This is a genomic window from Streptomyces ovatisporus (assembly GCF_042653885.1).
GTDB classification, from domain to species: domain Bacteria; phylum Actinomycetota; class Actinomycetes; order Streptomycetales; family Streptomycetaceae; genus Streptomyces; species Streptomyces ovatisporus.
On sequence record NZ_JBHSFH010000004.1, the window covers coordinates 531523 to 552829 of the forward strand.

Sequence of the window (21307 nt, forward strand, 5' to 3'; positions counted from 1 at the left end):
GCGTGGGTGACGGGCGCTCGCGGACCCGGGATGGCAGTGCCTGCGTCACCGGGTTCAGGCTCACAGCGACGCAGTCTCCGATGCGGTCACCCATGCGAACCCGTCCGGGTCGGTGAACGGACCGGCATCGCTGCCGATCGTGAGCCGGTGCGATCCGGTGCCGTCGGCTGAGACGCCGACGAGCTTGGCCAGGCCACCGCGCTTGTACAGCGCCAGCTTGACGGGACCCGGCCCGGTGGCGAACTCGACGTACTTGCTGCCGAAGCTCTTCGCCACGGCAAAGCCCCGGTCGACGTAGAACCGCTTGCTCCCGGCCACGTCCGCGACTCCCAGCAGGAGCACGATCTCGTCGATCTGCCGAGTCGCCGGGGCCTTGTCCTTCTTCGACGACGATGCGACCTGCCAGATCGTCCCGTCCGGGGCCTGTACGACGCCCCCGTAGCCCCAGAGCGACTTGGCGGCGGGCTTCAGCGTCGCGGCGCCGGCGTCCACGGCGGCGCCGACGAGGGCGTTGACGTCGGCCGGCTGGGACACCACGAGCGACAGCGTGAACCCGCGGAAGCCGGTCGTCGGTGTCTCCGAGGCCTGCAGGCGGATCTGGCTGCCCAGGCCGAAGGCGGTGGTGTAGAAGCGGTTGGCGGCGGTGGGGTCGGCCACCTCGAGGGTGACTGATTCGATGGAAGTCATGACATGACGCTAGCTACGGCTCCGGGACGTGCGCTTCTCGAATCCTGACCGGAACCGGAACCGGAACCAGAACGAGGACCAGGGCCAGAACCAGAACCAGAACCGGAACCAGGACCTGGGCCGGGGTCGCCCCCGCCTCACCACGCAGCGCACGGTCTAAGGCACTCGGCGGCACGGCTGAGGAGTGCCCGCCCCGCGCCCTAAGGCTCCCGGGCACCCCAGGACCGGGCAGTTGCCCGATGTGCGGAAGCCCGTCGAGGACGAAGGTGGAGGAAAGAGAAACGGCCGCTCGAACAGGCCGTTCAGCCACTGCCGGGGAGTCCGGAATGATCTACAGCCACGAAGCCGCACTGCTGCGCATCGCCGACCTGCGCCACCAGGCGGCGGCCGAGCGCAGGGCGCGCAAGTACCAGGAGATGAGCCGGGCCCAGGAGCGCCGGGAGGAGGCCGGGAGCAGCGCCCGCAGGGCACGGCGCAAGTGGTCCGCCGCCGCGTGAGGACGGAGCCGGCGCCGTCCGCCGCGGTCCCACATGGGATACCGGGGGCGAAATCACCTGCCGCGATGTCGGCGCTCGGTGTCATGCTGGGCGACGTGTCCGTCGACTCCACTGTCAGTCCCGTCCTCGTCGGCCGTCAGGACGAGCTGCGGCTGCTCCGAGAGGCGCTCGCCCGCGCCGACGCGGGCGAGCCGCAGGCCGTGCTCCTCGGAGGCGAGGCCGGGGTCGGCAAGACCCGGCTGCTGGAGGAGTTCCTGGGCCTCGCCCGCGCCGCCGGAGCCACCACGGCGGTCGGCGGATGTCTGGAACTCGGCGCGGACGGGCTGCCGTTCGCGCCCTTCGCCACAGCGCTGCGCGGTCTGCACCGCTCGCTGGGCGGCGCGGAGCTGGCATCGGCCGCCTGCGGCAGGGAGGCGGAGCTGGCGCGGCTGCTGCCCGATCTGGCGCCGCCGCCGGGCAGTCCGGAGGCAGCGCGGGCCGAGGCGTACGACGAGGAGGACGGCCGCGCCCGGCTCTTCGAGCTGACCGCGCAACTGCTGGAACGGCTGGCCACGGGCCGTACGGTCGTGCTGGCCCTGGAGGACCTGCACTGGGCGGACCGCTCGACCCGTGAACTGCTCGGCTACCTCTACCGGTCGGTGCAGACGTCGCGCCTGCTCGTGCTCGCGACCTACCGCGCCGACGACATCCACCGGCGCCATCCGCTGCGTCCCTTCCTCGCCGAGGTCGACAGGCTGCGCACGGTGCGCCGCGTCGAACTGCCCAGGCTGAGCCGTACCGAGGTGCACGCCCAGATCGCAGCCATCCAGGGCGTCCCCGAACCCGACCCCGAGCAGGCGCGGATCATCTTCGAACGCTCCGACGGCAATCCCTTCTTCGTCGAGGAGCTCACGGCCAACTGCGCGACCTGCGGCATCAGCGACTCCCTCCGCGACTTGCTGCTGGTCCGCGTCGAGGGGCTGCCCGAGTCCGTACAGGGGGTGCTGCGGACCGCCGCCCAGGCCGGATCGGCCGTCGAGCACGCGCTGCTGGCCGCTGTGTGCGAGATGCCCGAGGCGGAGCTGCTGGAGGCCCTGCGCCTGGCCGTCGGGGCGAACGTCCTTCAGCCCACCGCCGACGGGGACGGCTACCGCTTCCGGCACGCCCTGCTGCGGGAAGCCGTCAGCGAGGATCTGCTCCCGGGCGAGGGAGCCGCCCTCAACCGCCGCTACGCGCAGGCTCTCGAAGCCCAGCCCGGGCTCGTACGGGCCGAGCAGTGCACGACCCGTCTCGCGCATCACTGGTACCACGGCCGGGACGCCTCTCGGGCGCTGCCCGTCGTCCTCGCCGCAGCCGTCGAGGCCCGTCGCCGGCACGCCTTCTCGGAGCAGCACCAACTGCTGGAGCGCGCCATCGAGTTGTGGCACGAGGTCCCGGAGGACGTACGGGCGCGGCTGCGGCCCGTCGACGAGGCCGAGGTCTATCCGAGCTGTGCGGACCGGCAGGAGGCCGAGTCGCTGCGGTTCATGGACGTACTGGCCGAAGCGGTGGTGGCCGCGCGCACCGGCGGCGACGTGGAGCGGGCGTACGCGCTGACCAAACGCGCCCTCGACCTGCTGGACGAGGACGAGGAACCGCTGCGTGCGGCGTGGTTCTGGGTCAAGCGCTCCAAGCTCGTCGAGGCGTCGGGCCGCGGGGACGGCTGGGACGAGATCGGCCGGGCGCAGGAGCTGGTGCGCGGGCTGGCGCCGTCGGCCGTGCACGCGGAGGTCCTGGCGAGCGCGGCCGGCTGGGGCATGATGCACCGGCCCGGCGCGGAGGCCATGAGCACCGCGGTCCGGGCGGTCGAGCTGGCCCGAGTCGTCGGGGCGACCACGATCGAACTGCAGGCGCGTACCACCCTCGGCATACTGACGGCCGAGGCGGGCGACCTCGACGCGGGCATCGCCGAGATGCGGCGGGCACGCGAACAGGCTCTGGCGGCGGGGGCGTTCGGCGTCGTCGGACGTGCCGACATCAACATCGCCACCGAGCTGGAGTCGATGGGGCGCTCCAGCGAAGCGGTGGCCGAGGCGGCCCGCGCGGTCGAGGTGGCCGTGGCGCACGGGCGGCCCGAGCTGTGCTCCTTCGCGCTCGGCTGTCAGGCCGAGTCGCTCTACGCCTCGGGGGACTGGGCGGAAGCCGCCCGGCTCAGCGACGAGGCGGCGGTCACGGCCCGGTCGGTGGACAGCCGTGGCTGGGCCGCCCTGCTGAAGGCCCAGATCCTGCTGGGCCGGGGCGAATCGGCCGCGGCGGAAGCGGCTCTCGACGCGGCCCGCGAGGTGATGGGCAGCTTCGCGGCATCGCCGCATGTCGCCGTCCAGCTCCGCCACGGTGCGCTGCTGCTGGCCGCCGGACGGGGTGAACTCGGCGCCGCGCGGGCGGAGTTGCGAGGCGCGCTGCAGGCCGGCTTCCCGCCCGGGACCCACCGCTACGCGTGGCCGCTGCTGCACGCGGCAGCGGCGCACGAGTCGACGCTGCGCGGCCTGCCTGCCGCCGAGGCGGGACGGCCCGAACTCCTGGCTGAACTGCGCACGGCCGTACGCCGCCTGCCGCACCCCGCGCCCGTGTGGCAGGCCTACTCCCTGCTGGTGCGAGCCGAACTCGGTCGTGCGCACGGGCAGACCGATCCCGCGGCGTGGGAGGCGGCTGCGGACGCATTCGCAGCGCAGGAGCGTCCGTACCAGCTGGCGCAGGCCCGGCAGCGCTGGGCGGAGTCGCTGTTGAGCGCGGCCGCGCAGGGCGAGGACGGGCATCCGCGGGCGGCCCGTGCCGAGGCGCGCGCGGAGCGGGACCACGCGCGGGAACTGCTCGTCGCGGCGCACGCGGAGGCGGTGCGGCTCGGCGCCCGGCCGCTGCGTCTGGAGGTCGAACAGCTGGCGGTGCGCACGAGGTTGCCGTTGCAGGCCGCCGTGCGTGGCAGCACCGAGGACGAAGGCCCTGTGCGTACGGTCCGGGTGGCCGCGGGCTCCGACGCGGGTCCGGCCTCCGGTGCTGCACCCGGGGCCCGGGGAGGACGGGGCGCCGCCGGCGGCGCCCCGGAGGTGCACGGGCGTGGCCAGGCGGCGGAGGCGTTCGGGCTCACGCCGCGCGAGCAGGACGTGCTCCGGCTGGTGGCCGCAGGGCGCAGCAACCGGCAGATCGCGGAAGAGCTGTTCATCTCGCCCAAGACGGCCAGCGTGCACGTCTCCAACATCCTGGCGAAGCTCGGGGTTGCCGGCCGCGGTGAGGCGGCTGCCATGGCCTACCGGCTGCGGCTGCTCAGCGAGTCGGACGCGTCGCCGGCGGCGGGCTGAAGGCGGGGCGGCGAGACCGGCCGATCCTGCGTGCGCCCGGTCCGCGTGCGGGCGGCGGCAGTCCGTTTTCCGGTCAGGGCGAGGCGTGACCGCCGCAGTCGCTCCGGTGCACAGCCCGCCCGTCCCTCCGGGCCCGCTCCGGTGCTCAGTCCGGCAGGTCGTCGTCCTCGGGGCCGTCCGTCTCGGCTTCCTCCGCCGTCTTCGGACGCGCCGGCAGCACCGCGTGCTGGTCCTCCAGCGAGATGACGATCTTGCCCGAGCCGAGGTCGACCGGCCCGCAGCCCGGCTGGTGCGTGCCCTCCAGGACGTAGGTGTGCTCCAGCCGCTGCTTCTCCTGCTCCACATGCTGCTGGCCGGGGAGGAAGACGTTGCCGGCGATGTCCATCAGTGACTCCCGTTGTCGTCGTGCTCCGTCGGCAGCCGTTGCTTCGGCGGGCGGATCACGACCTGCCCGGAGGTGAGGTTGACCGGTCCTCGGCCGGGGTCGGTGCTGCCCTCGTCGACCCGGGTGTGCTCCTGCCGCCTGCGTTCGTCCTCGGTGTGCCGGCGCCCCGGCGAGAAGAGCTCCTCGATCAGGTTGAACATGGAACCTCCGCTCGACCTGGCGCCTCACCGCACGGCTCAGCTCACCTTCAGCTTCAGGATACGGTCATCGCCCTTTTCGGGTGTTCCCCTGCCGTCCGTCTCGCTCGTGACGAGCCACAGCCCGTCATTGCCGTCGGAGACGACCGTGCGGAGCCGCCCGTACTCGCCGTCGAGGAACGCCTGCGGTTTCGCGGCGGGCTCCGTGCCCTTCAGCGGGATGCGCCACAGACGTTCACCGCGGAGCCCGGCCATCCACACCGAACCCTCCGCCACGGCGGCGCCGCTGGGGGAGGCGTCCGCGGTCCTCCACTGCTCGACCGGGTCGACGAATCCTGACCCGCCCGTCTTGCCCTCGGCGTCCGGCCACCCGTAGTTCTGCCCCGGCCGGATGAGGTTCAGTTCGTCCCAGGTGTTCTGGCCGAACTCGCTCGCCCACAGCCGCTTCTCCCCGTCCCAGTCCAGGCCCTGCACGTTGCGGTGGCCCCAGGAGTAGACGACGGAATCGGTGTCGGGATTGCCCTGGCCGGGCGGCTCTCCGTCCGGGGTCATCCGCAGGATCTTGCCGCCCAGCGACTTCTTGTCCTGGGAGAGTCCGCCTTCGCCGGATTCGCCGGTGCCCGCGTAGAGCATCTTGTCCGGACCGAACGCGATCCGGCCGCCGTTGTGGATCTGGCCCCTGGGGATGCCCTTGATGATCGTGTCAGGGGCCCCGAGCTGGTCGCCCTGCGGCTTGTCCGGGTCGTAGAGCATCCGCACGATGCGGTTGTCGGACGCGGTGGTCAGGTAGGCGTAGACCGTCTCGGTGTTGTCGGGCGGCACCGCGATGCCCAGCAGCCCGCCCTCGCCTCCCGCTGCGACGCCGGGGACGGAGCCGAGTTCGGTCTTCTTCCCGCTGCGGCCGTCGACCCGGTAGATCTTGCCGATGTCGCGGGTGGAGACGAGCAGGTCCCCGCCCGGCAGCGGGGCCAGCCCCCACGGCGCCTTCAGCCCGGTGGCGACCGTACGCTCCACCTTCACCGAGCCCTCCGCCGGCGCCCCGGAGGCCGTATCGCCCGGCCCCGGCTCCTTGCTCGACGACGCGGAGGGGGAGCGCTCCTCCGACGGTGTGCCGGAGTCGTCGGAGCAGCCCGCGGCCAGGACGGCCAGCACGGCCAGCCCGGCTCCGGCTACGGACGGCAGATAACGGCTTCGCACGGTCGGTGCCTCCCGGTGTCGGTGACTGCTCCCGTCACAATCTGATCAGCTCGCTCAGCACACCACATCCGTGGCCGGCCGTGGGGGCCATACCGGTTTCCCGCACACTCCGCGCGGTCTGCCGGGCGCGGCCGCCTCCCGAGGGGCTGCCACGCCGTCGGAGAGCTACTCCCAGGAGCCCTTCGCGGACGGCAGGGAACTCAGCTCCGCGACGTCTCCCGGAGTGAGTACGAGGTCGGCGGCCCTCCCGTTCTCCATGGCCCAGCGTTCCTTCTTGGTGCCCGGCACGGGGACCACGTTCCGTCCCAGGGACAGCAGCCAGGCCAGCGCGACCTGCGCCGGCGTCACACTCCCGCCGTGGCGTTCCGCCACCCGGCGGAGGCCGGCCACGACCGGCTGGTTGGCCGCCATCATCTCGGCCGTGAAACGGGGATGGCGGGCCCGTACGTCGTCCGGCTCGAAGCCGCCGCCGGTGGTGAGCGTCCCGCTCAGGTAGCCGTTCCCCAGCGGCATCGCCGCGATGAAGCCCACGCCCCGTGCCGTGCACCAGGGCAGCAGCGTCTCGAGCGCCTCCCGCGACCAGACCGAGAGTTCGGCCTGCACACCGCTCACGGGGAAGACCTGCTGGACGCGCTCCAGTTGCCTGATCGTCGAATCGTGTATGCCGCCGCCCGTGCTGCGGGTGCGGTGGTCGGCCCGCGCTCCCACGGCGCAGAAGCCGAGCGCGCGCACCTTGCCCGCCGTGACGAGCTCCGCCATGGCGCCCCAGGTCTCCTCCACGGGCACCTCCGGGTCGGCCCGGTGGAGCTGGTAGAGGTCGATGACGTCCGTCTGCAGCCGCCGCAGCGAGGCGTCGCAGGCTCTCCTGACGTAGCCGGGACGGCCGTTGGCGACGAGGTGCTGCTCGCCCACGAGCAGTCCGCACTTCGTCGAGACGAAGGCGTCGTGGCGCCGCTCCTTGAGCGCGCGCCCGATCAGCAGCTCGTTGGTGAACGGGCCGTACATGTCGGCCGTGTCCAGCAGCGTCATGCCGCGGTCCAGAGCGGTGTGCACCGTGCGCAGGGACTCTTCGCCGCGCTGCTCCGACGTGGAGTACGCCCAGGTCATCGGCATGCAGCCGAGCCCGACCGCACCCACTTCGAGCGCTGCCGCACCGATTGTCCTGCGCTCCACCTGGACGGACTCCCCTCTGCCGGGCACCCAAACTAGCGCCTGCCGCCGACAGCTTCCGACGAGGCTCCGGCCCCCCGCCCGCGGGTCTGCACCCAGTGCTGCGACCGGGAAGGTTCGCCGGCCACAGCACTAGCCTCTGACCATGGCCTCCTCACGGACAACTCCCGCAACGGACGTCTGGCTGCCCATTCCGCCCGCGCAGATCGACGGGCTGCCGGACACCTTCACCTACCACTTCTGGGACGGCGACGAGGAGTTCCCCGCCGACCCCGCGGACTGCGGCTTCTACGTCGTCCCCTACATGAAGGGCAAGGCGGTCTCGGTACGGCCGCTCGCGCAGATGACGAGTCTGCGGGTCGTCCAGACCCTCACGGCGGGCATAGACCACGTCCTCGACGCCGTCCCGGACCTTCCCGCGGAAACGCTGCTGTGCAACGCCCGCGGGGTGCACGACGCCTCCACGGCCGAACTCGCCCTCGTCCTCACCCTGGCCGCACTGCGTCAACTCCCGCAGTTCGTACGGGCGCAGGACGCCGGGGAGTGGTGCCCGGGCGTCCACGAGGCGCTCGCCGACAAGACCGTCCTCATCGTCGGACACGGAGCGATCGGAGCAGCCGTCGAGGAGCGGCTGGTCCCCTTCGAGGTGGCAGAGGTGCTGCGGGTGGCCCGCAGCGCACGCACCGTCGCGCGCGGGCCTGTTCACGCGCTGGGAAGCCTCCCGGAGCTGCTGCCGCGGGCGGACGTGGTGATCCTGTGCACCCCGCTCACCGACGAGACCCGCGGCCTCGCCGGAGCCGGCTTCCTCTCCGGCATGAAGGACGGCGCCCTGCTGGTGAACGTGGCGCGGGGAGGTGTGGTGGACACCGGATCCCTGCTGGGGGAGCTGGAGTCGGGACGCCTGAGGGCCGCCCTCGACGTCACCGATCCCGAGCCGCTGCCCGCCGGACACCCCCTCTGGCACGCCCCGAACACGTTGATCACGCCGCACGTCGGCGGCCCCACGTCGGCCTTTCTGCCGCGCGCCAAGCGGCTGTTGAGCAGTCAGCTGAACCGCTGGGCGGCCGGTGAACCGCTGGAGCACACGGTCGTCGTGGCCGGGTGAACGGAGGGGCGCGAGAGGTGCCGGAGGAGTCCTGAGACGGCTCCCGCGGTGACGTCGGCGGGGCGGGCAGAGCTTCCCAAGGGCCCCTGAAAACACGGAAAAACACTCTCCGGATGCGTACGAACGCTCGCTGTGTCCGCAAAGCCGCAGGTCGTCACGTTCTGTATCTGGCCTATGTCCCTCTGTGACGGTTTGGTGTATCGTCCGAGAGGGGGGCGAACCCGGATACGAGGGGGCGACGGGCGGATGCGCAGCCAATTGACGAACTGCCGGGGGGCACGGCAGCTGACCCCGCAGACGAGTTCTCAGCGACCGGTCCCGGGCGCGGGCTCCGCGGCCGGCATTTCAGGATGCGAGCAGGGCGTCGGCGGGAACCGGAGCCACGAGAGGCCCGCGGGTGCCCGGAGGGCGTCGTGAGTGCGGGCGGAGCGGCCCCGGGGAAGGGCCCGCTCGTGGCCGCCCGGGCGTGCACGCCGGCGTACGCACCGCCTCTCGCCGGTGGCGGAGAGCTGCGTGAAGGCGGCAGGCCGGGGGGAGTTGCGGGTGCCGGTAGCACGCGCCGCAGCGCACGGGCGGCCGGCGGCCCTGCCGCACAGCCGAAGGCGGGCACGCGGGCAGGCAGCGGCGCAGCTGGCGGAACGGAGACAGGTGCGGGGCCCGGCGTGCTGCCTCAGCTCGTTCTCGTCCTCCTCTGCGGCGGTTACGCGTTCGGGGCCGCCCTCGGCTGGGGTTCGGGCCAAGTGGCGCTCATCATGGGCGACTTCGGGCTCAGCGCCGCCGGCGTGCTCGCGGCGGTCTCCTGCGTCTGGTACGCCCGGGCGCACCGAGGCACGCAACTGGGCCCCGCCTGGCTCATGTTCGGCCTTTCGTCCCTGATGGCGGCGGCCGGCAACGCCGTATGGGGGTGGTACGAGGTGGTGCTGCACCAGCCGGTGCCCCGCCCGTCCGCCGCCGACTACTGCTTCCTGCTCTTCGCGCCGCCCGCCATCATCGGTCTGCTCGTGCTGGCCAAGAGGCCCGTCACCAAGGCCGGTTGGGTCTGCCTGGGGCTGGACTCCTGGCTCATCGGCGGTTCGCTGCTCACCATCTCGTGGTCGCTGGCGCTCGCCCACACCGCGTACTGGGAGGGCGACTCCGTGGCGCGCGCCGCGCTCAGCCTGGCCTACCCGCTGCTGGACATCGTGCTGGTGAGCATGGTCCTCGGTCTGCACTTCAAGCGTTCCGCCGCGCACCGCTCGGCGATCAACACCGCCATCGGCGCCCTCGCTCTGACCGTCCTGTGCGACGCGCTGTTCAGCTCGCCCCTGCTCCAGGAGCACTACAGCTCGGGGCAGTTGCTCGACGCGGGCTGGTTCGCCGGTTCCCTTCTGCTCGCGTACGCCCCGTGGGTGGGCCGCGGAGAGATCGAACCCGTCCAGGACGAGCGGATCTCGGGCCGGGGCCTCAAGGACGGCGGCCCGGGGGCTGCCTCCGCCGTCCGTGCCGAGAGGGCCGAGTGGGAGATAATCCGCGACCGTCCGAACCGTCCCATCGGGGGTTCGCTCGCTGCGCTCACTCCCTATCTGGCCGCCGCCGTCTGCACGTTGGGCATCCTCTACAACGCGGTGGCCGGCCGGGAGATCGACGGCATCGTCCTCTTCACGGCCTGCACCGTCGTGCTGGCCCTGCTCGTCCGGCAGGGAATCATGCTGCTGGACAACATCAACCTCACCCAGGAACTGGCCCAGAAGGAGAGCCACTTCCGCTCCTTGGTCCAGGGGTCCAGCGACGTCATCATGATCGCCTCCCCGACAGGGGTGCTGCGCTACGTCTCGCCCGCCGCGACAGGCGTCTACGGCCGGGACGGTGATGCCCTCATCGGCTCCGAACTGGCCTCTCTCATCCACCCCGAGGACCTCGCCCGCGTACTGCACGAGCTGCGCCGCTTCCTCGCCTCGTCGACGGAGCAGGAACCGTCGACCCGGATCGAATGCCGTTTCAGGCACGGCGACGGGCACTGGCTGAATGTCGAGTCGACGGTCAACCGGTACCGCAGCGGCCTCATCTTCAACAGCCGGGACGTGACCGAACGAGTGCGGCTGCAGGCGCAGTTGCAGCACAACGCGTCCCACGACCCGCTCACCGACCTGCCCAACCGCGCGCTGTTCACCGAACGGGTGCGCAAGGCCCTCGTCGGACGGCGCGGCGGGGACAGCGAACACGCGGTTCTCTACATCGACCTGGACGGCTTCAAGGCGGTCAACGACAGCGTCGGTCACCAGGCCGGCGACGAGCTCCTCGTCGCCGCCGCCCGCCGCCTCCAGGAGTCGGTGCGGGCGGGGGACACGGCAGCCCGGCTGGGCGGTGACGAGTTCGCGGTGCTCATCCTCGGGGACGGCAATCCCAGCACCCACGCGGACGCCGAACGCGAACTGCGCATCCACGAGATCGCCGACCGCCTGCGCGTGACGCTCTCGGAGCCCTACCGCGTCGAGGGCAAGGAGGTCCGCGTCGCCGCGTCCATCGGGATCGCCTTCGCGGAGCCCGGTATCACCCCGACGGCGCTCATGCGCAACGCCGACCTCGCGATGTACCGCGCCAAGCAGGCGGGCAAGGCCCGTGTGGAGCTGTACGCCCCGCACATGCAGACCCAGCCGCAGCCGGGCGCGGCCAAGCGTGCCCAGCTGTCCACCCGGCTGCGCGCCGCCCTGCGGGACGGCGAGTTCACCCTCCTCCACCAGCCGGTCGTCGAGCTCTCCAGCGGCAAGGTGACCGCTGTCGCGGCTCAGCCGCGCTGGGGCTCCGCGCAGGGCATGCTCTCCACGCCGGCCGAATTCCTGAGCAGCGCCGGCGGTGCCGTAGCTCTCCCTGCGGCAGGAGCGGGCAGCGGCCCTCCGTTACCCGGCCGGTCCGTGGGGCAGCTCCGGGAGGCGGAGGAGGCGGCCACCGAGAGAGTGGCCGAGGTGAGCCGGTGGCTGCTCGAGCAGGCCGTGCAGCAGGCACACGCCCGGCATCTCGCCGGATTCCCCGTCCCCGTCTCTGTGCGGCTCCCCGCGAGCCGTCTCACGGACCGGTCGGTGAGCCTCAGCTCCGTCGAGAGCCTGCTCACCCGGTACGAACTGCAGGCAGGCTCATTGATCGTGGAGCTCTCGGACACCGACAGACGTGCCTCGCTCGACGAACTGGAGGCGACGCTGAGTGCGCTGCGCCGCCTCGGGGTGAGCATCGCGCTCGACGGCTTCGGCGGCGGTCCTCTCGCCGTCTCGGCTCTGCGGCGGCTGCCCATAGACCTCGTACGGCTCGACCGGGTCCTCGTGGACGGCCTCGCGGAGTCCCCACGTCAGCGGAAGATCACCACGGGGCTGCTCCGGATGGCCGGCGATCTCGGGCTCACCACGGTCGCGGAGGGTGTCGATCTGCCCGAACAGGCGGTCAGGCTGCGGGAGATGGGGTGCAGCCACGGTCAGGGCGCGCTGTTCTCCGGCCCGTTGGACGAGCACCGCTTGCGTCACGCACTGTCCCGCGGAAGCTACGCCATGCCGGAGTCCCACAGGGCCCGCGGCACCGGCCACGGGCGTACGGGTGGAGTGCGCGCCGGAGGCGTGACGGGCGCCAGGAACGGCGTCGCAGGAGGAGGCAGGGGGCCGGCGGGCCCGACGGGCTCCGGCCGTACGGGCGAGGACCAGCGGCGCGGGAGCCGCTCGGTCGTCGTCGCCGGAGCCCTGCCCGTGCGGATGCAGGAACGCCGGGAGACGATGCCGCCGTGGCTGGTCTCGGGTGGCGCCCGGGACGGAGCGGAGGGTGCGGCACAGCCCTCACCACCGTGTTCGCATGCTGAGACGCGCGTCCCACCCACTTGACACGGAATGTGTGCCGGGGGGAAGGTCTGTGCCATGCGCACCCGAATTCTCGTACTTGGAAAGCGCGTCGCCTGACCAGGTCCGCATCACCGACCTGGCGACCTCAGCGACGCGCTCCCCCTCGCTTGCCTCACGGCACGAGGGGTTTTTTGTTGCACAAGCACCGGAGCCACAGGCTCCGCCCACGCACCGACAGCACGAACCGAGCGTCAACCCTCACCTCTGAGAAGAGATCACCGATGACCGAGCAGGCCACCGGGGCCCCGAAACCGCAGCCGCGGGCCCGTACCGTCGGACAGCAGCAGGCTGCGCCCGTCGAGATGACTGGCGCCCAGTCCCTCATCCGTTCTCTCGAGGAGTCCGGTACCGACACGGTATTCGGCATTCCCGGCGGTGCGATCCTTCCGGCCTACGACCCGATGATGGACTCCGCCCGGGTCCGGCACGTGCTGGTGCGGCACGAGCAGGGCGCGGGCCACGCGGCCACCGGGTACGCGCAGGCCACCGGCAAGGTCGGCGTCTGCATGGCGACCTCCGGGCCCGGCGCCACCAACCTCGTCACACCCCTCGCCGACGCGCACATGGACTCGGTCCCGCTGGTCGCGATCACCGGCCAGGTCGCCTCGGGCGCGATCGGCACCGACGCCTTCCAGGAAGCCGACATCTGCGGCATCTCCATGCCCGTCACGAAGCACAACTTCCTGGTCACCGACCCGGACGAGATCCCGCGCACCATCGCCGAGGCGTTCCACATCGCCTCGACGGGACGTCCCGGACCGGTCGTGGTCGACATCGCCAAGGATGCGCTGCAGGGACGTACGACGTTCAGCTGGCCGCCCGTCCCGGACCTGCCCGGCTACCGCCCGGTGACCAAGCCGCACGCCAAGCAGATCCGCGAGGCGGCGAAGCTGCTCGCAGAGGCCCGCCGTCCCGTGCTCTACGTCGGGGGAGGCGTCATCAAGGCGCAGGCCACGGCGGAACTGCGGATCCTCGCCGAGCTGACCAAGGCGCCGGTGACGACCACGCTGATGGCGATCGGCTCGTTCCCCGACAGCCACCCGCAGCATCTGGGGATGCCCGGCATGCACGGCAGTGTCGCTGCCGTCACCTCGCTGCAGAAGGCCGATCTGATCATCGCCCTCGGAGCGCGTTTCGACGACCGCGTGACAGGCAAGCTGGACTCGTTCGCGCCGCTTGCCAAGATCGTCCACGCGGACATCGACCCGGCGGAGATCGGCAAGAACCGCGCCGCGGACGTCCCCATCGTCGGTGACGCCCGCGAGGTCATCGCGGACCTGGTCGTCGCCGTCCAGAACGAGCTGGGGACAGCGGCCCCGGCGGAAGGCGCCGACGCCTACTCAGCCGCCCGCGCCGGCTACCAGGACTGGTGGACGCAGCTGAACCGGTGGCGGGAGACCTATCCGCTCGGTTACGACCTGCCGGAGGACGGCTCCCTCTCCCCGCAGCAGGTCATCCAGCGCATCGGCCGGCTGGCCCCGGACGACACCGTCTACGCGGCGGGCGTGGGCCAGCACCAGATGTGGGCCGCCCACTTCATCGACTACGAGAAGCCGGCGACCTGGCTCAACTCCGGCGGCCTGGGCACCATGGGCTATGCCGTCCCCGCCGCGCTGGGCGCGAAGGTGGGCAGGCCGCAGAGCACTGTGTGGGCCATCGACGGCGACGGCTGCTTCCAGATGACGAACCAGGAGCTGGCGACAGCGGCCCTCAACGGCGTGCCGATCAAGGTCGCGATCATCAACAACGGCGCGCTCGGCATGGTCCGCCAGTGGCAGACGCTCTTCTACAACCAGCGCTACTCCAACACCAAGCTGCACTCCGGCCCCGGCGGCGACACCGGCGAGGGGACGTCGAACAAGGGCACCCGATGCCCGGACTTCGTGAAGCTGGCCGAGGCGATGGGCTGCGTCGGCATCCGCTGCGAGGACCCCGACGAGCTGGATTCGGTGATCGAGAAGGCCAACGCCATCAACGACCGTCCCGTCGTCGTCGACTTCATCGTCCACGAGGACGCGATGGTCTGGCCGATGGTCGCGGCAGGCACCTCCAACGACGAGGTCATGGCGGCGCGCGGGGTGCGTCCCGACTTCGGTGACAGCGACGACTAGCGAAGACCGAGCCCGGGAGAAGCAAGAAAGATGTCCAAGCACACACTCTCCGTCCTGGTGGAGAACACCCCAGGCATCCTGGCCCGGATCGCCTCGCTGTTCTCCCGCCGCGGCTTCAACATCGACTCGCTCGCGGTCGGCGTGACCGAGCATCCCGAGATCTCCCGCATCACCATCGTGGTGAACGTGGAGGACCTGCCGCTGGAGCAGGTCACGAAGCAGCTCAACAAACTCGTCAACGTTCTCAAGATCGTTGAGCTGGACCCGGCCTCGGCCGTCCAGCGTGAACTCGTTCTGGTGAAGGTCCGGGCCGACAACGAGACCCGCTCCCAGATCGTCGAGATCGTGTCCCTCTTCCGCGCCAAGACCGTGGATGTCTCGCCGGAGGCCGTCACCATCGAAGCCACCGGCAGCAGCGACAAGCTCGACGCCATGCTCAAGATGCTGGAGCCGTACGGCATCAAGGAGCTGGTGCAGTCGGGGACCATCGCCGTTGGGCGCGGATCCCGCTCCATCACCGACCGGAGCCTGCGCGCACTCGACCGCTCGGCCTGAGCGGCGGGCGGGCGGCGACCCCTCCCTCACCGCACTGCCCGGCCGCAATAGGTTGGGCGGAGCACCCCCCTTTGAACCACCCGGGGAGCACCCCGGATCCCGAACGAGGAGATTTCCCAAGTGGCCGAGCTGTTCTACGACGACGACGCCGACCTGTCCATCATCCAGGGCCGCAAGGTGGCGGTTCTCGGCTTCGGCAGCCAGGGTCACGCCCACGCGCTGTCGCTGCGCGATTCCGGCGTCGACGTGCGGGTGGGCCTGCACGAGGGCTCCACGTCACGTGCGAAGGCCGAGGAGCAGGGCCTGAAGGTGACCACGCCCGCCGAGGCCTCCGCGGAAGCCGACGTGATCATGGTCCTGGTTCCGGACCCCCTCCAGGCCAAGGTGTACGAGGAGTCCGTAGCCCCGAACCTGAAGGACGGCGACGCCCTCTTCTTCGGACACGGGCTCAACATCCGGTACGGCTTCATCAAGCCTCCGTCCAACATCGACGTCTGCATGGTCGCCCCGAAGGGGCCCGGCCACTTGGTGCGCCGTCAGTTCGAGGAAGGACGCGGCGTGCCGTGCATCGCGGCCGTCGAACAGGACGCGACGGGCGACGCGTTCGCCCTGACGCTCTCCTACGCGAAGGGCATCGGCGGCACGCGTGCGGGTGTCATCAAGACCACGTTCACCGAGGAGACCGAGACGGACCTCTTCGGTGAGCAGGCGGTCCTCTGCGGCGGTACGTCCGCGCTGGTCAAGGCGGGCTTCGAGACGCTCGTCGAGGCGGGATACCAGCCGGAGATCGCGTACTTCGAGTGCCTCCACGAGCTGAAGCTGATCGTGGACCTGATGTACGAGGGCGGCCTGGAGAAGATGCGCTGGTCGGTCTCCGAGACCGCCGAGTGGGGCGACTACGTCAGCGGCCCGCGCATCATCAACGACGGTGTCAAGGCCGAGATGCGCAAGCTGCTCGACGACATCCAGGACGGCAGCTTCGCCAACAACTGGATGAAGGAGTACAACGCAGGGCTTCCGAAGTACAACGAGTACAAGAAGGCAGCCAACGACCACCTGCTGGAGACGACGGGTCGCAAGCTCCGCAAGCTGATGAGCTGGGTCGACGAGGAGGCGTGAGCCCCCTCGCGGTGAGCGCCCCGGCGCTCTCCGCCCGGTGAGGACCCGTGCCGCCCCGCTCCCTCCACGAGGGAGCGGGGCGGTCGTCCTGCGGGCCGCGGGTCCAGGAGACCGCCCGCCTCGTCCACGACCGGACACCTGCCGGTGGAGCTGAGCTGGACGGGGTCGCCCCAGGAGGGCGGCAGTCGGCGTGGGTGCCTCGCTCCGCACTCAGCCCTGGGGTCGCGGCACCCCGCTGATGAGCTCCACCAGCGCTGCCGGGGCCTTGTCGGGGGAGCCGGCGTCGTACGGGGGCTGCGGGTCGTACTCGATCATCAGCTGCACGGCCTGCGCGTGCTCGTCCCCGGCGATCCTCCCCGCGAGCGTGAGCCCCATGTCGATCCCGGCGGACACCCCGGCCGCCGTGACGTACTTCCCGTCGAAGACGACGCGTTGACGCGTGGGCTCCGCGCCGAACGTCTTCAGCTGCTCCAGGGTAGTCCAGTGCGACGTCGCACGGCGGCCGTCCAGCAGGCCCGCCGCGCCGAGCAGCAGCGATCCCGTGCACACCGAGACCGTCCAGGTGCTGGTGGTGTCGACCGTGCGGAGCCAGTCGAGGACGGTCTCGTTCCGCAGGTCGGGTTCCGGGCCGCCGGGGACGACCACGATGTCCGGGCTCGTGACTTCGGTGAGGGAACTCTCCGCCACCAGCGGGAGGCTGCGGCTGTCGTCCAGCACGGGACCGGGCCGCTCGGCGACGAAGACGGTCTCCGCACCGGGCAGCGGCCCCAGCGTCTGGTAGGGGCCTACGGCGTCGAGAACGGTGCAGTTGTCGTAGAGGAGGATCGCGATCTGCATGTCGGCCCTTTCGGAGAACGGTCGGAGAACGGTCGGCGAGCGGTCGGAGGGATGCGTTCGGAGGGATGCGTTCGGAGAGGGGCTGATGTGCCGGGACGTCAGGACGTCCGAACTCGGGGGTGCGCGGGGGCGGGAAGGCGGCCGGGCGCCGCCGGCGGTCATCCGTCCGGCGGCCGGAAACGGCGCCGGTAGTCGGCGGGCGCCGACCCCAGCCCTTTGACGAAGGCACGGCGCATCCCCTCCGGGGTGCCGTAACCGCAGGCGCGTGAGATCTCCGCGATGCTGCGGGAGCTCTCCTCCAGGAGCCTGCGTGCCTGGTCCAGACGGACCCGGTCGACGTAGCGGCCGGGTGTCGTGCCGGTCTCGTCCTGGAAGACGCGGGCGAAGTGCCGCGGGGAGAGCCGGACGCGATGGGCGAGCGCGGTGACGGACAGATCGTCCTCGGGATGCTCGACGATCCACTGCTGGAGCTCGCGCAGCGGCTCACGCCGGGCGGTCTGGGCGGCCAGCTGGGCGCTGAACTGCGCCTGGTTTCCCGGGCGGTGCAGGAAGACCACCAGATGCCGGGCGACTTCGAGCGCGACGTCCCGTCCGAGGTCCTCCTCGACCAGCGCGAGGGCCAGGTCGATGCCCGCCGTCACACCGGCGGAGGTGGCGACGTGACCGTCGCGGATGTAGATCGGGTCCGGGTCGACCTCCGTCTCCGGGTGACGGCGGGCGAGCGTACGGCTGTAGGCCCAGTGAGTCGTCGCCCGGCGCCCGCGCAGCAGCCCCGCTTCCGCGAGCAGCATCGCACCGGTGCACACGGAGACCAGGCGCCGGGCGTGGGGAGCCTGCGCGCGCAGCCAGTCGACGAGCCGGGGGTCCGGCGTGCGGGTGCCGTGGCCGCCCGGCACCAGAAGGGTGTGCGGTGCGCGGACGTCGTCGAGCGAGAGATCGGGGACGAGCGTGAGGCCGCTGGAGGTGCGGACCGGACCGCCGTCCGGCGACGCGGTACGCAGCCGGTAGGCGCCGGGATCGCCGGCGGAGAGGCAGGCGCCGGCGAAGACTTCGACGGGCCCCGTCACGTCGAGGCTCTGCACGCCGTCGAAGACCACCACCAGCACGTCTTCGCTGCTTCTGCGGGGCTGCCCGGTCACGGATCCGATTCTTCAGCCGGCCACCGATGTCCGCAATGACGAAGTTCCCACCCTTCCTGCCATGGGAGCGGCGGTGCGGCTGCCGCGGGCTCTCTGCACGGTTCGCGCCTGCCCGCCTGGGGAGGATGCCTGCGGTGAGGCGGCCGTACGCCGCAACGACGTCCGACAGGAGCAGGCATGACCGGCGTGGGGCGCCCCGCTCACGGCGAACCCTCCGACGCCCGGCTCGGGGAGCTCGTGTCCCGGCTGAGCCTCGAGGAGCGCGTGCGCGTGCTCACGGGTGCGACCGCGTGGACGCTGCCTCCGCTGCCCGCCGTCGGGCTCCGCCCCGTCACCGTCTCCGACGGGCCGATCGGTGTGCGCGGCAGGGGCACGGCCCCCACCACCTCGGCGCAGCTGCCCGCGCCCTCGGCGCTCGCCGCGACGTGGGACGAGCACCTGCTGGACGAACTGGGCACGCTCATGGCCGCCGAAGCACGCGCCAAGAGCGCCGACGTGGTGCTCGCGCCCGTGGTCAACCTCCAGCGCACGCCCCTCGGGGGACGGCACTTCGAATGCTTCTCCGAGGACCCGCTGCTCAGCGGCCGGCTGGCCGTCGCGTACGTCTCGGCCCTCCAGCGGCAGGGGGTGGGCGCCTGTGTGAAGCACTTCGTCGCCAACGACTCCGAGACCCGACGGACCGTCTGTCGCTCGCGGTTGAGCGCTCGCACGCTGCGCGAGGTGTATCTCGCCCCCTTCGAACGGGTCGTGAAGGACGCCGGGGTGTGGATGCTCATGGCGGCCTACAACGGACTCGAGGTGGGGTCTCCCGGGGACCGCCGGGGACCAGGGGAAGGGACGGAGGCCGCCCCCGCGACGGAGCACCGCTGGCTGCTGCGTGAACTCCTCAAGGACGAATGGGACTTCGACGGTGTCGTGGTCAGCGACTGGCTGGCGGCGAAGAGCACTGTCGCGTCGGCGCGCAACGGGCTGGATCTGGTCATGCCGGGCCCCGGCGGTCCCTGGGGCCCCGCGCTGCTGGAGGCCGTACGGTCCGGCGAGGTTCCGCGGGAGGACGTCGACGACAAGGTGCGCCGCATCCTCCGGCTGGCGGGCCGCGTCGGCGCCCTCGCCGGGACGGAGTGTGCCCCGGCAGAGGCTCGGGAGGCGGCGGGCACCGCGGCGAGCTCCGGGAACGAAACCCCGGCCGCCGAACGGCGGTTGGAGACCGCGTCCGGGAACACGCCCGCCACCCGCGCCCTGCTGCGCCGTGCCGCTGCCCGGGCCACCGTCGTACTGCGCAACGAGGGGCGGTTGCTGCCGCTCGCGCCCGGCACCGCCCGCATCGCACTGATCGGCGCCAACGCGCTGGAGCCGTTCGTGCAGGGCGGTGGCAGCGCGCACGTCACGGCGCCGTACGTCAGCAGCCCGCTGGACGCCCTGCGGGAGGCGTTCCCGTCCGCGGCCGTCACAGCACATCGCGGCGGACGCACTCTGCGCCATGCTCCCTTCATGGAGCAGGCCGCGGCGGTCGGCGGGGAGGTCACCCTGACCGTTCTCGGCGCGGGGGAGCGGCAGTTGGAGACGCGCACTGTCCCTCTCCCCTGGGACGGTTCGGTGCGCCGGCTGCCCGAGGGTGCCGTCTCCGTACGGGTGGAGGCCCGGGTCGGGCTCCACGAACCCGGGGAGCACCTACTGGAGGTCGCTCCGGTGGGCGCACACCGGATCGAGATCGACGGCTCCCTGCTCAGCGAGAGCACACGGCGCGTGGCGGAGGACGCGCTCCTCGACTCGTCGGCGAATCACCCGCGCGGCCACGTGCGGAGGATCGAAGTGCCGGAATTGACGGCAGTTGAGGATCTCTGCGGTGGTCCAGGTGGTCGACGTCGGGTCGTTCGGGCGCTTCGCCCGTCTCGAACTGCGCCATCTGCCGCCCGAGCCGGGGCCCGATGCCGAGATCGCGGAGGCCGTGCGGGCGGCCTCGGAGGCGGATGCCGCTGTCGTGGTGGTCGGCACCGACCACGAGACCGAGTCCGAGGGCTGGGACCGGGAGAGTCTCGAACTCCCCGGGCGCCAGTGCGAGTTGGTGCGTCGCGTCGCCGGAGCCAACCCGCGCACCGTGGTCGTGGTCAATGCGGGAGCCCCCGTCCTGCTGCCGTGGCTGGACTCGCCGGAGGTTCCCGCCACGCTGTGGTGGTGGCTGCCCGGACAGGAGGCGGGCACGTCGCTCGCCGACGTGCTCAGCGGGGCGTGCGAGCCCTCCGGGCGGCTGCCGTGGACGCTTCCCGCCTCCCACGAGGACGTGCCCGTGCCGGACGGCGTACCGCGCGGCGGCGTCATCGACTACGCCGAGGCTCTCGACGTCGGGCACCGCGGCTGGGACCGCCTCGGCCGCACGCCTGCCCGCGAGTTCGGCTACGGACTGGGTTACGCGGACTGGTCCTACGGCCGCCCCCGGACCTCCCCCTGGCGGGACGGCGAGCCCCTGGAGGTGACGGTTCCGCTGCGGAACACCGGTCCCCACCGGTCCCGGGAGGTCGTGCAGCTCTACCTGGAGGCTCCGGAGGGCGCGGCGGGCGGCCCGGCCGGGGAGGACCCGCAGCGGCCGGTGCGCTGGCTCGCCGGGTTCGCCGTCGTCGAAGCCGCACCCGGCGCGGCGGTGAGCGCCGACGTCCGCGTGGAACCGCGCGCCTTCCAGGTGTGGGACGAAGCGGCGCACGCCTGGAGGACCCCCGCAGGCGACTACCGCCTGCTGGTCGCGCATTCCAGCCGTGACGTCCGGGGGGAGGTGACCGTGCCCGTACGTGTGGAGGCGTGAAGGTGCACAGGGGGCGCAGGAACGATCTCGTGACGCCCCCTGAGAGCGTCCCGCCCCGCGACGGGCGCCGCCGCCTCCCGCTCCCGGGAGGCGGAGGCCGCCGGAGGCCGGGCCGTGCATCCCGGCTGCCGTGATCCCGTGACGCCGGCCGGCCGTCCGGGACATGATCGATTACCGGGAGGGGAAGCCCCCACCTGGCGTGGCTGGCTACACTGCACGCACAAGCCAAGCGCGCCACAGGCTCACAGCGTCGTGCGTCTGCCCTGCGCCCGCGGGGATGACCCCCTCCACCGTCTACGGCCGTCGGGACGCGGCCGTTGTTCCCCGCCGCCTGCCCGCG

Annotated in this window: 15 protein-coding genes and 1 pseudogene; 9 read left to right on the plus strand and 7 right to left on the minus strand. The window is 72.0% G+C overall.

The window, feature by feature from the left end; genetic code table 11:
- Positions 1-60: 60 nt before the first annotated feature.
- Positions 61-687, minus strand: coding sequence for a glyoxalase (locus ACFPA8_RS07155; RefSeq protein ID WP_386443947.1), 627 nt, complete (start codon positions 685-687; stop codon positions 61-63).
- A gap of 326 nt (positions 688-1013) precedes the next feature.
- Here ACFPA8_RS07155 and ACFPA8_RS07160 point away from each other — a divergent pair, with 326 nt between their 5' ends.
- Positions 1014-1184 carry a hypothetical protein gene (locus tag ACFPA8_RS07160; protein ID WP_386443949.1) on the plus strand — a complete coding sequence of 57 codons (171 nt, stop codon included), beginning with the start codon at positions 1014-1016 and terminating at the stop codon, positions 1182-1184.
- Positions 1185-1249: 65 nt separating this feature from the next.
- Entirely contained in the window at positions 1250-4498 is a 3249-nt protein-coding gene (locus ACFPA8_RS07165) for a helix-turn-helix transcriptional regulator (RefSeq protein WP_386443951.1), read from the plus strand.
- Positions 4499-4643: 145 nt separating this feature from the next.
- Here ACFPA8_RS07165 and ACFPA8_RS07170 read toward each other — a convergent pair whose 3' ends face one another.
- From ACFPA8_RS07170 to ACFPA8_RS07185, 4 genes are all read right to left on the minus strand, one after another.
- Positions 4644-4883 carry a DUF6191 domain-containing protein gene (locus ACFPA8_RS07170; protein WP_386443954.1) on the minus strand — a complete coding sequence of 80 codons (240 nt, stop codon included), beginning with the start codon at positions 4881-4883 and terminating at the stop codon, positions 4644-4646.
- Positions 4883-5083: a DUF6191 domain-containing protein gene (locus ACFPA8_RS07175; RefSeq protein ID WP_386443957.1), complete on the minus strand. Its 201-nt coding sequence runs from the start codon at positions 5081-5083 to the stop codon at positions 4883-4885. Before ACFPA8_RS07175 ends, ACFPA8_RS07170 begins: the two co-directional genes overlap by 1 nt.
- Before the next feature lie 36 nt (positions 5084-5119).
- Positions 5120-6277: a PQQ-dependent sugar dehydrogenase gene (locus ACFPA8_RS07180; protein ID WP_386443960.1), complete on the minus strand. Its 1158-nt coding sequence runs from the start codon at positions 6275-6277 to the stop codon at positions 5120-5122.
- Between the two features lie 165 nt (positions 6278-6442).
- Positions 6443-7450: an aldo/keto reductase gene (locus ACFPA8_RS07185; RefSeq protein WP_386443962.1), complete on the minus strand. Its 1008-nt coding sequence runs from the start codon at positions 7448-7450 to the stop codon at positions 6443-6445.
- A 142-nt stretch (positions 7451-7592) separates the two neighbouring features.
- Between ACFPA8_RS07185 and ACFPA8_RS07190 the strand changes: the two genes are divergently transcribed.
- From ACFPA8_RS07190 to ilvC, 5 genes are all read left to right on the plus strand, one after another.
- Positions 7593-8552, plus strand: coding sequence for a 2-hydroxyacid dehydrogenase (locus ACFPA8_RS07190; RefSeq protein WP_386443965.1), 960 nt, complete (start codon positions 7593-7595; stop codon positions 8550-8552).
- A 665-nt stretch (positions 8553-9217) separates the two neighbouring features.
- Positions 9218-12391 (plus strand): putative bifunctional diguanylate cyclase/phosphodiesterase, encoded by a 3174-nt coding sequence (locus ACFPA8_RS07195; RefSeq protein ID WP_386444710.1) that lies wholly within the window; start codon positions 9218-9220, stop codon positions 12389-12391.
- A gap of 239 nt (positions 12392-12630) precedes the next feature.
- Positions 12631-14520: an acetolactate synthase large subunit gene (locus ACFPA8_RS07200; RefSeq protein ID WP_386443968.1), complete on the plus strand. Its 1890-nt coding sequence runs from the start codon at positions 12631-12633 to the stop codon at positions 14518-14520.
- 30 nt (positions 14521-14550) lie between these two features.
- Positions 14551-15075 (plus strand): acetolactate synthase small subunit, encoded by a 525-nt coding sequence (ilvN, locus tag ACFPA8_RS07205; protein WP_045864916.1) that lies wholly within the window; start codon positions 14551-14553, stop codon positions 15073-15075.
- Between the two features lie 120 nt (positions 15076-15195).
- A complete protein-coding gene (ilvC, locus tag ACFPA8_RS07210) occupies positions 15196-16194 on the plus strand; it encodes a ketol-acid reductoisomerase (RefSeq protein WP_386443971.1) in 999 nt (332 codons plus the stop codon).
- A gap of 210 nt (positions 16195-16404) precedes the next feature.
- Here the strand turns inward: ilvC and ACFPA8_RS07215 are convergent, their stop codons facing one another.
- Together ACFPA8_RS07215 and ACFPA8_RS07220 are read right to left on the minus strand one after the other, a co-directional pair.
- Entirely contained in the window at positions 16405-17031 is a 627-nt protein-coding gene (locus ACFPA8_RS07215; protein ID WP_386443974.1) for a DJ-1/PfpI family protein, read from the minus strand.
- 158 nt (positions 17032-17189) lie between these two features.
- Complete coding sequence (locus ACFPA8_RS07220) at positions 17190-18170, minus strand: GlxA family transcriptional regulator (protein ID WP_386443977.1); 981 nt, start codon at positions 18168-18170, stop codon at positions 17190-17192.
- 177 nt (positions 18171-18347) lie between these two features.
- Between ACFPA8_RS07220 and ACFPA8_RS07225 the strand changes: the two are divergent.
- Positions 18348-19667 (plus strand): annotated as a pseudogene (locus ACFPA8_RS07225) (glycoside hydrolase family 3 protein); the annotation flags it as partial.
- Between the two features lie 349 nt (positions 19668-20016).
- On the plus strand, positions 20017-20967 hold the full coding sequence (locus tag ACFPA8_RS07230; protein WP_386443979.1) for a glycoside hydrolase family 3 C-terminal domain-containing protein: 951 nt from the start codon (positions 20017-20019) through the stop codon (positions 20965-20967).
- The last annotated feature ends 340 nt before the right edge of the window (positions 20968-21307 follow it).

Coding starts and splice junctions, on each gene's coding strand:
- ACFPA8_RS07155 (WP_386443947.1), bottom strand. CDS start 687: ATGACTTCCATCGAATCAGTCACCCTCGAGGTGGCCGACCCCACCGCC.
- ACFPA8_RS07160 (WP_386443949.1), top strand. CDS start 1,014: ATGATCTACAGCCACGAAGCCGCACTGCTGCGCATCGCCGACCTGCGC.
- ACFPA8_RS07165 (WP_386443951.1), top strand. CDS start 1,250: ATGTCGGCGCTCGGTGTCATGCTGGGCGACGTGTCCGTCGACTCCACT.
- ACFPA8_RS07170 (WP_386443954.1), bottom strand. CDS start 4,883: ATGGACATCGCCGGCAACGTCTTCCTCCCCGGCCAGCAGCATGTGGAG.
- ACFPA8_RS07175 (WP_386443957.1), bottom strand. CDS start 5,083: ATGTTCAACCTGATCGAGGAGCTCTTCTCGCCGGGGCGCCGGCACACC.
- ACFPA8_RS07190 (WP_386443965.1), top strand. CDS start 7,593: ATGGCCTCCTCACGGACAACTCCCGCAACGGACGTCTGGCTGCCCATT.
- ACFPA8_RS07200 (WP_386443968.1), top strand. CDS start 12,631: ATGACCGAGCAGGCCACCGGGGCCCCGAAACCGCAGCCGCGGGCCCGT.
- ilvN (WP_045864916.1), top strand. CDS start 14,551: ATGTCCAAGCACACACTCTCCGTCCTGGTGGAGAACACCCCAGGCATC.
- ACFPA8_RS07215 (WP_386443974.1), bottom strand. CDS start 17,031: ATGCAGATCGCGATCCTCCTCTACGACAACTGCACCGTTCTCGACGCC.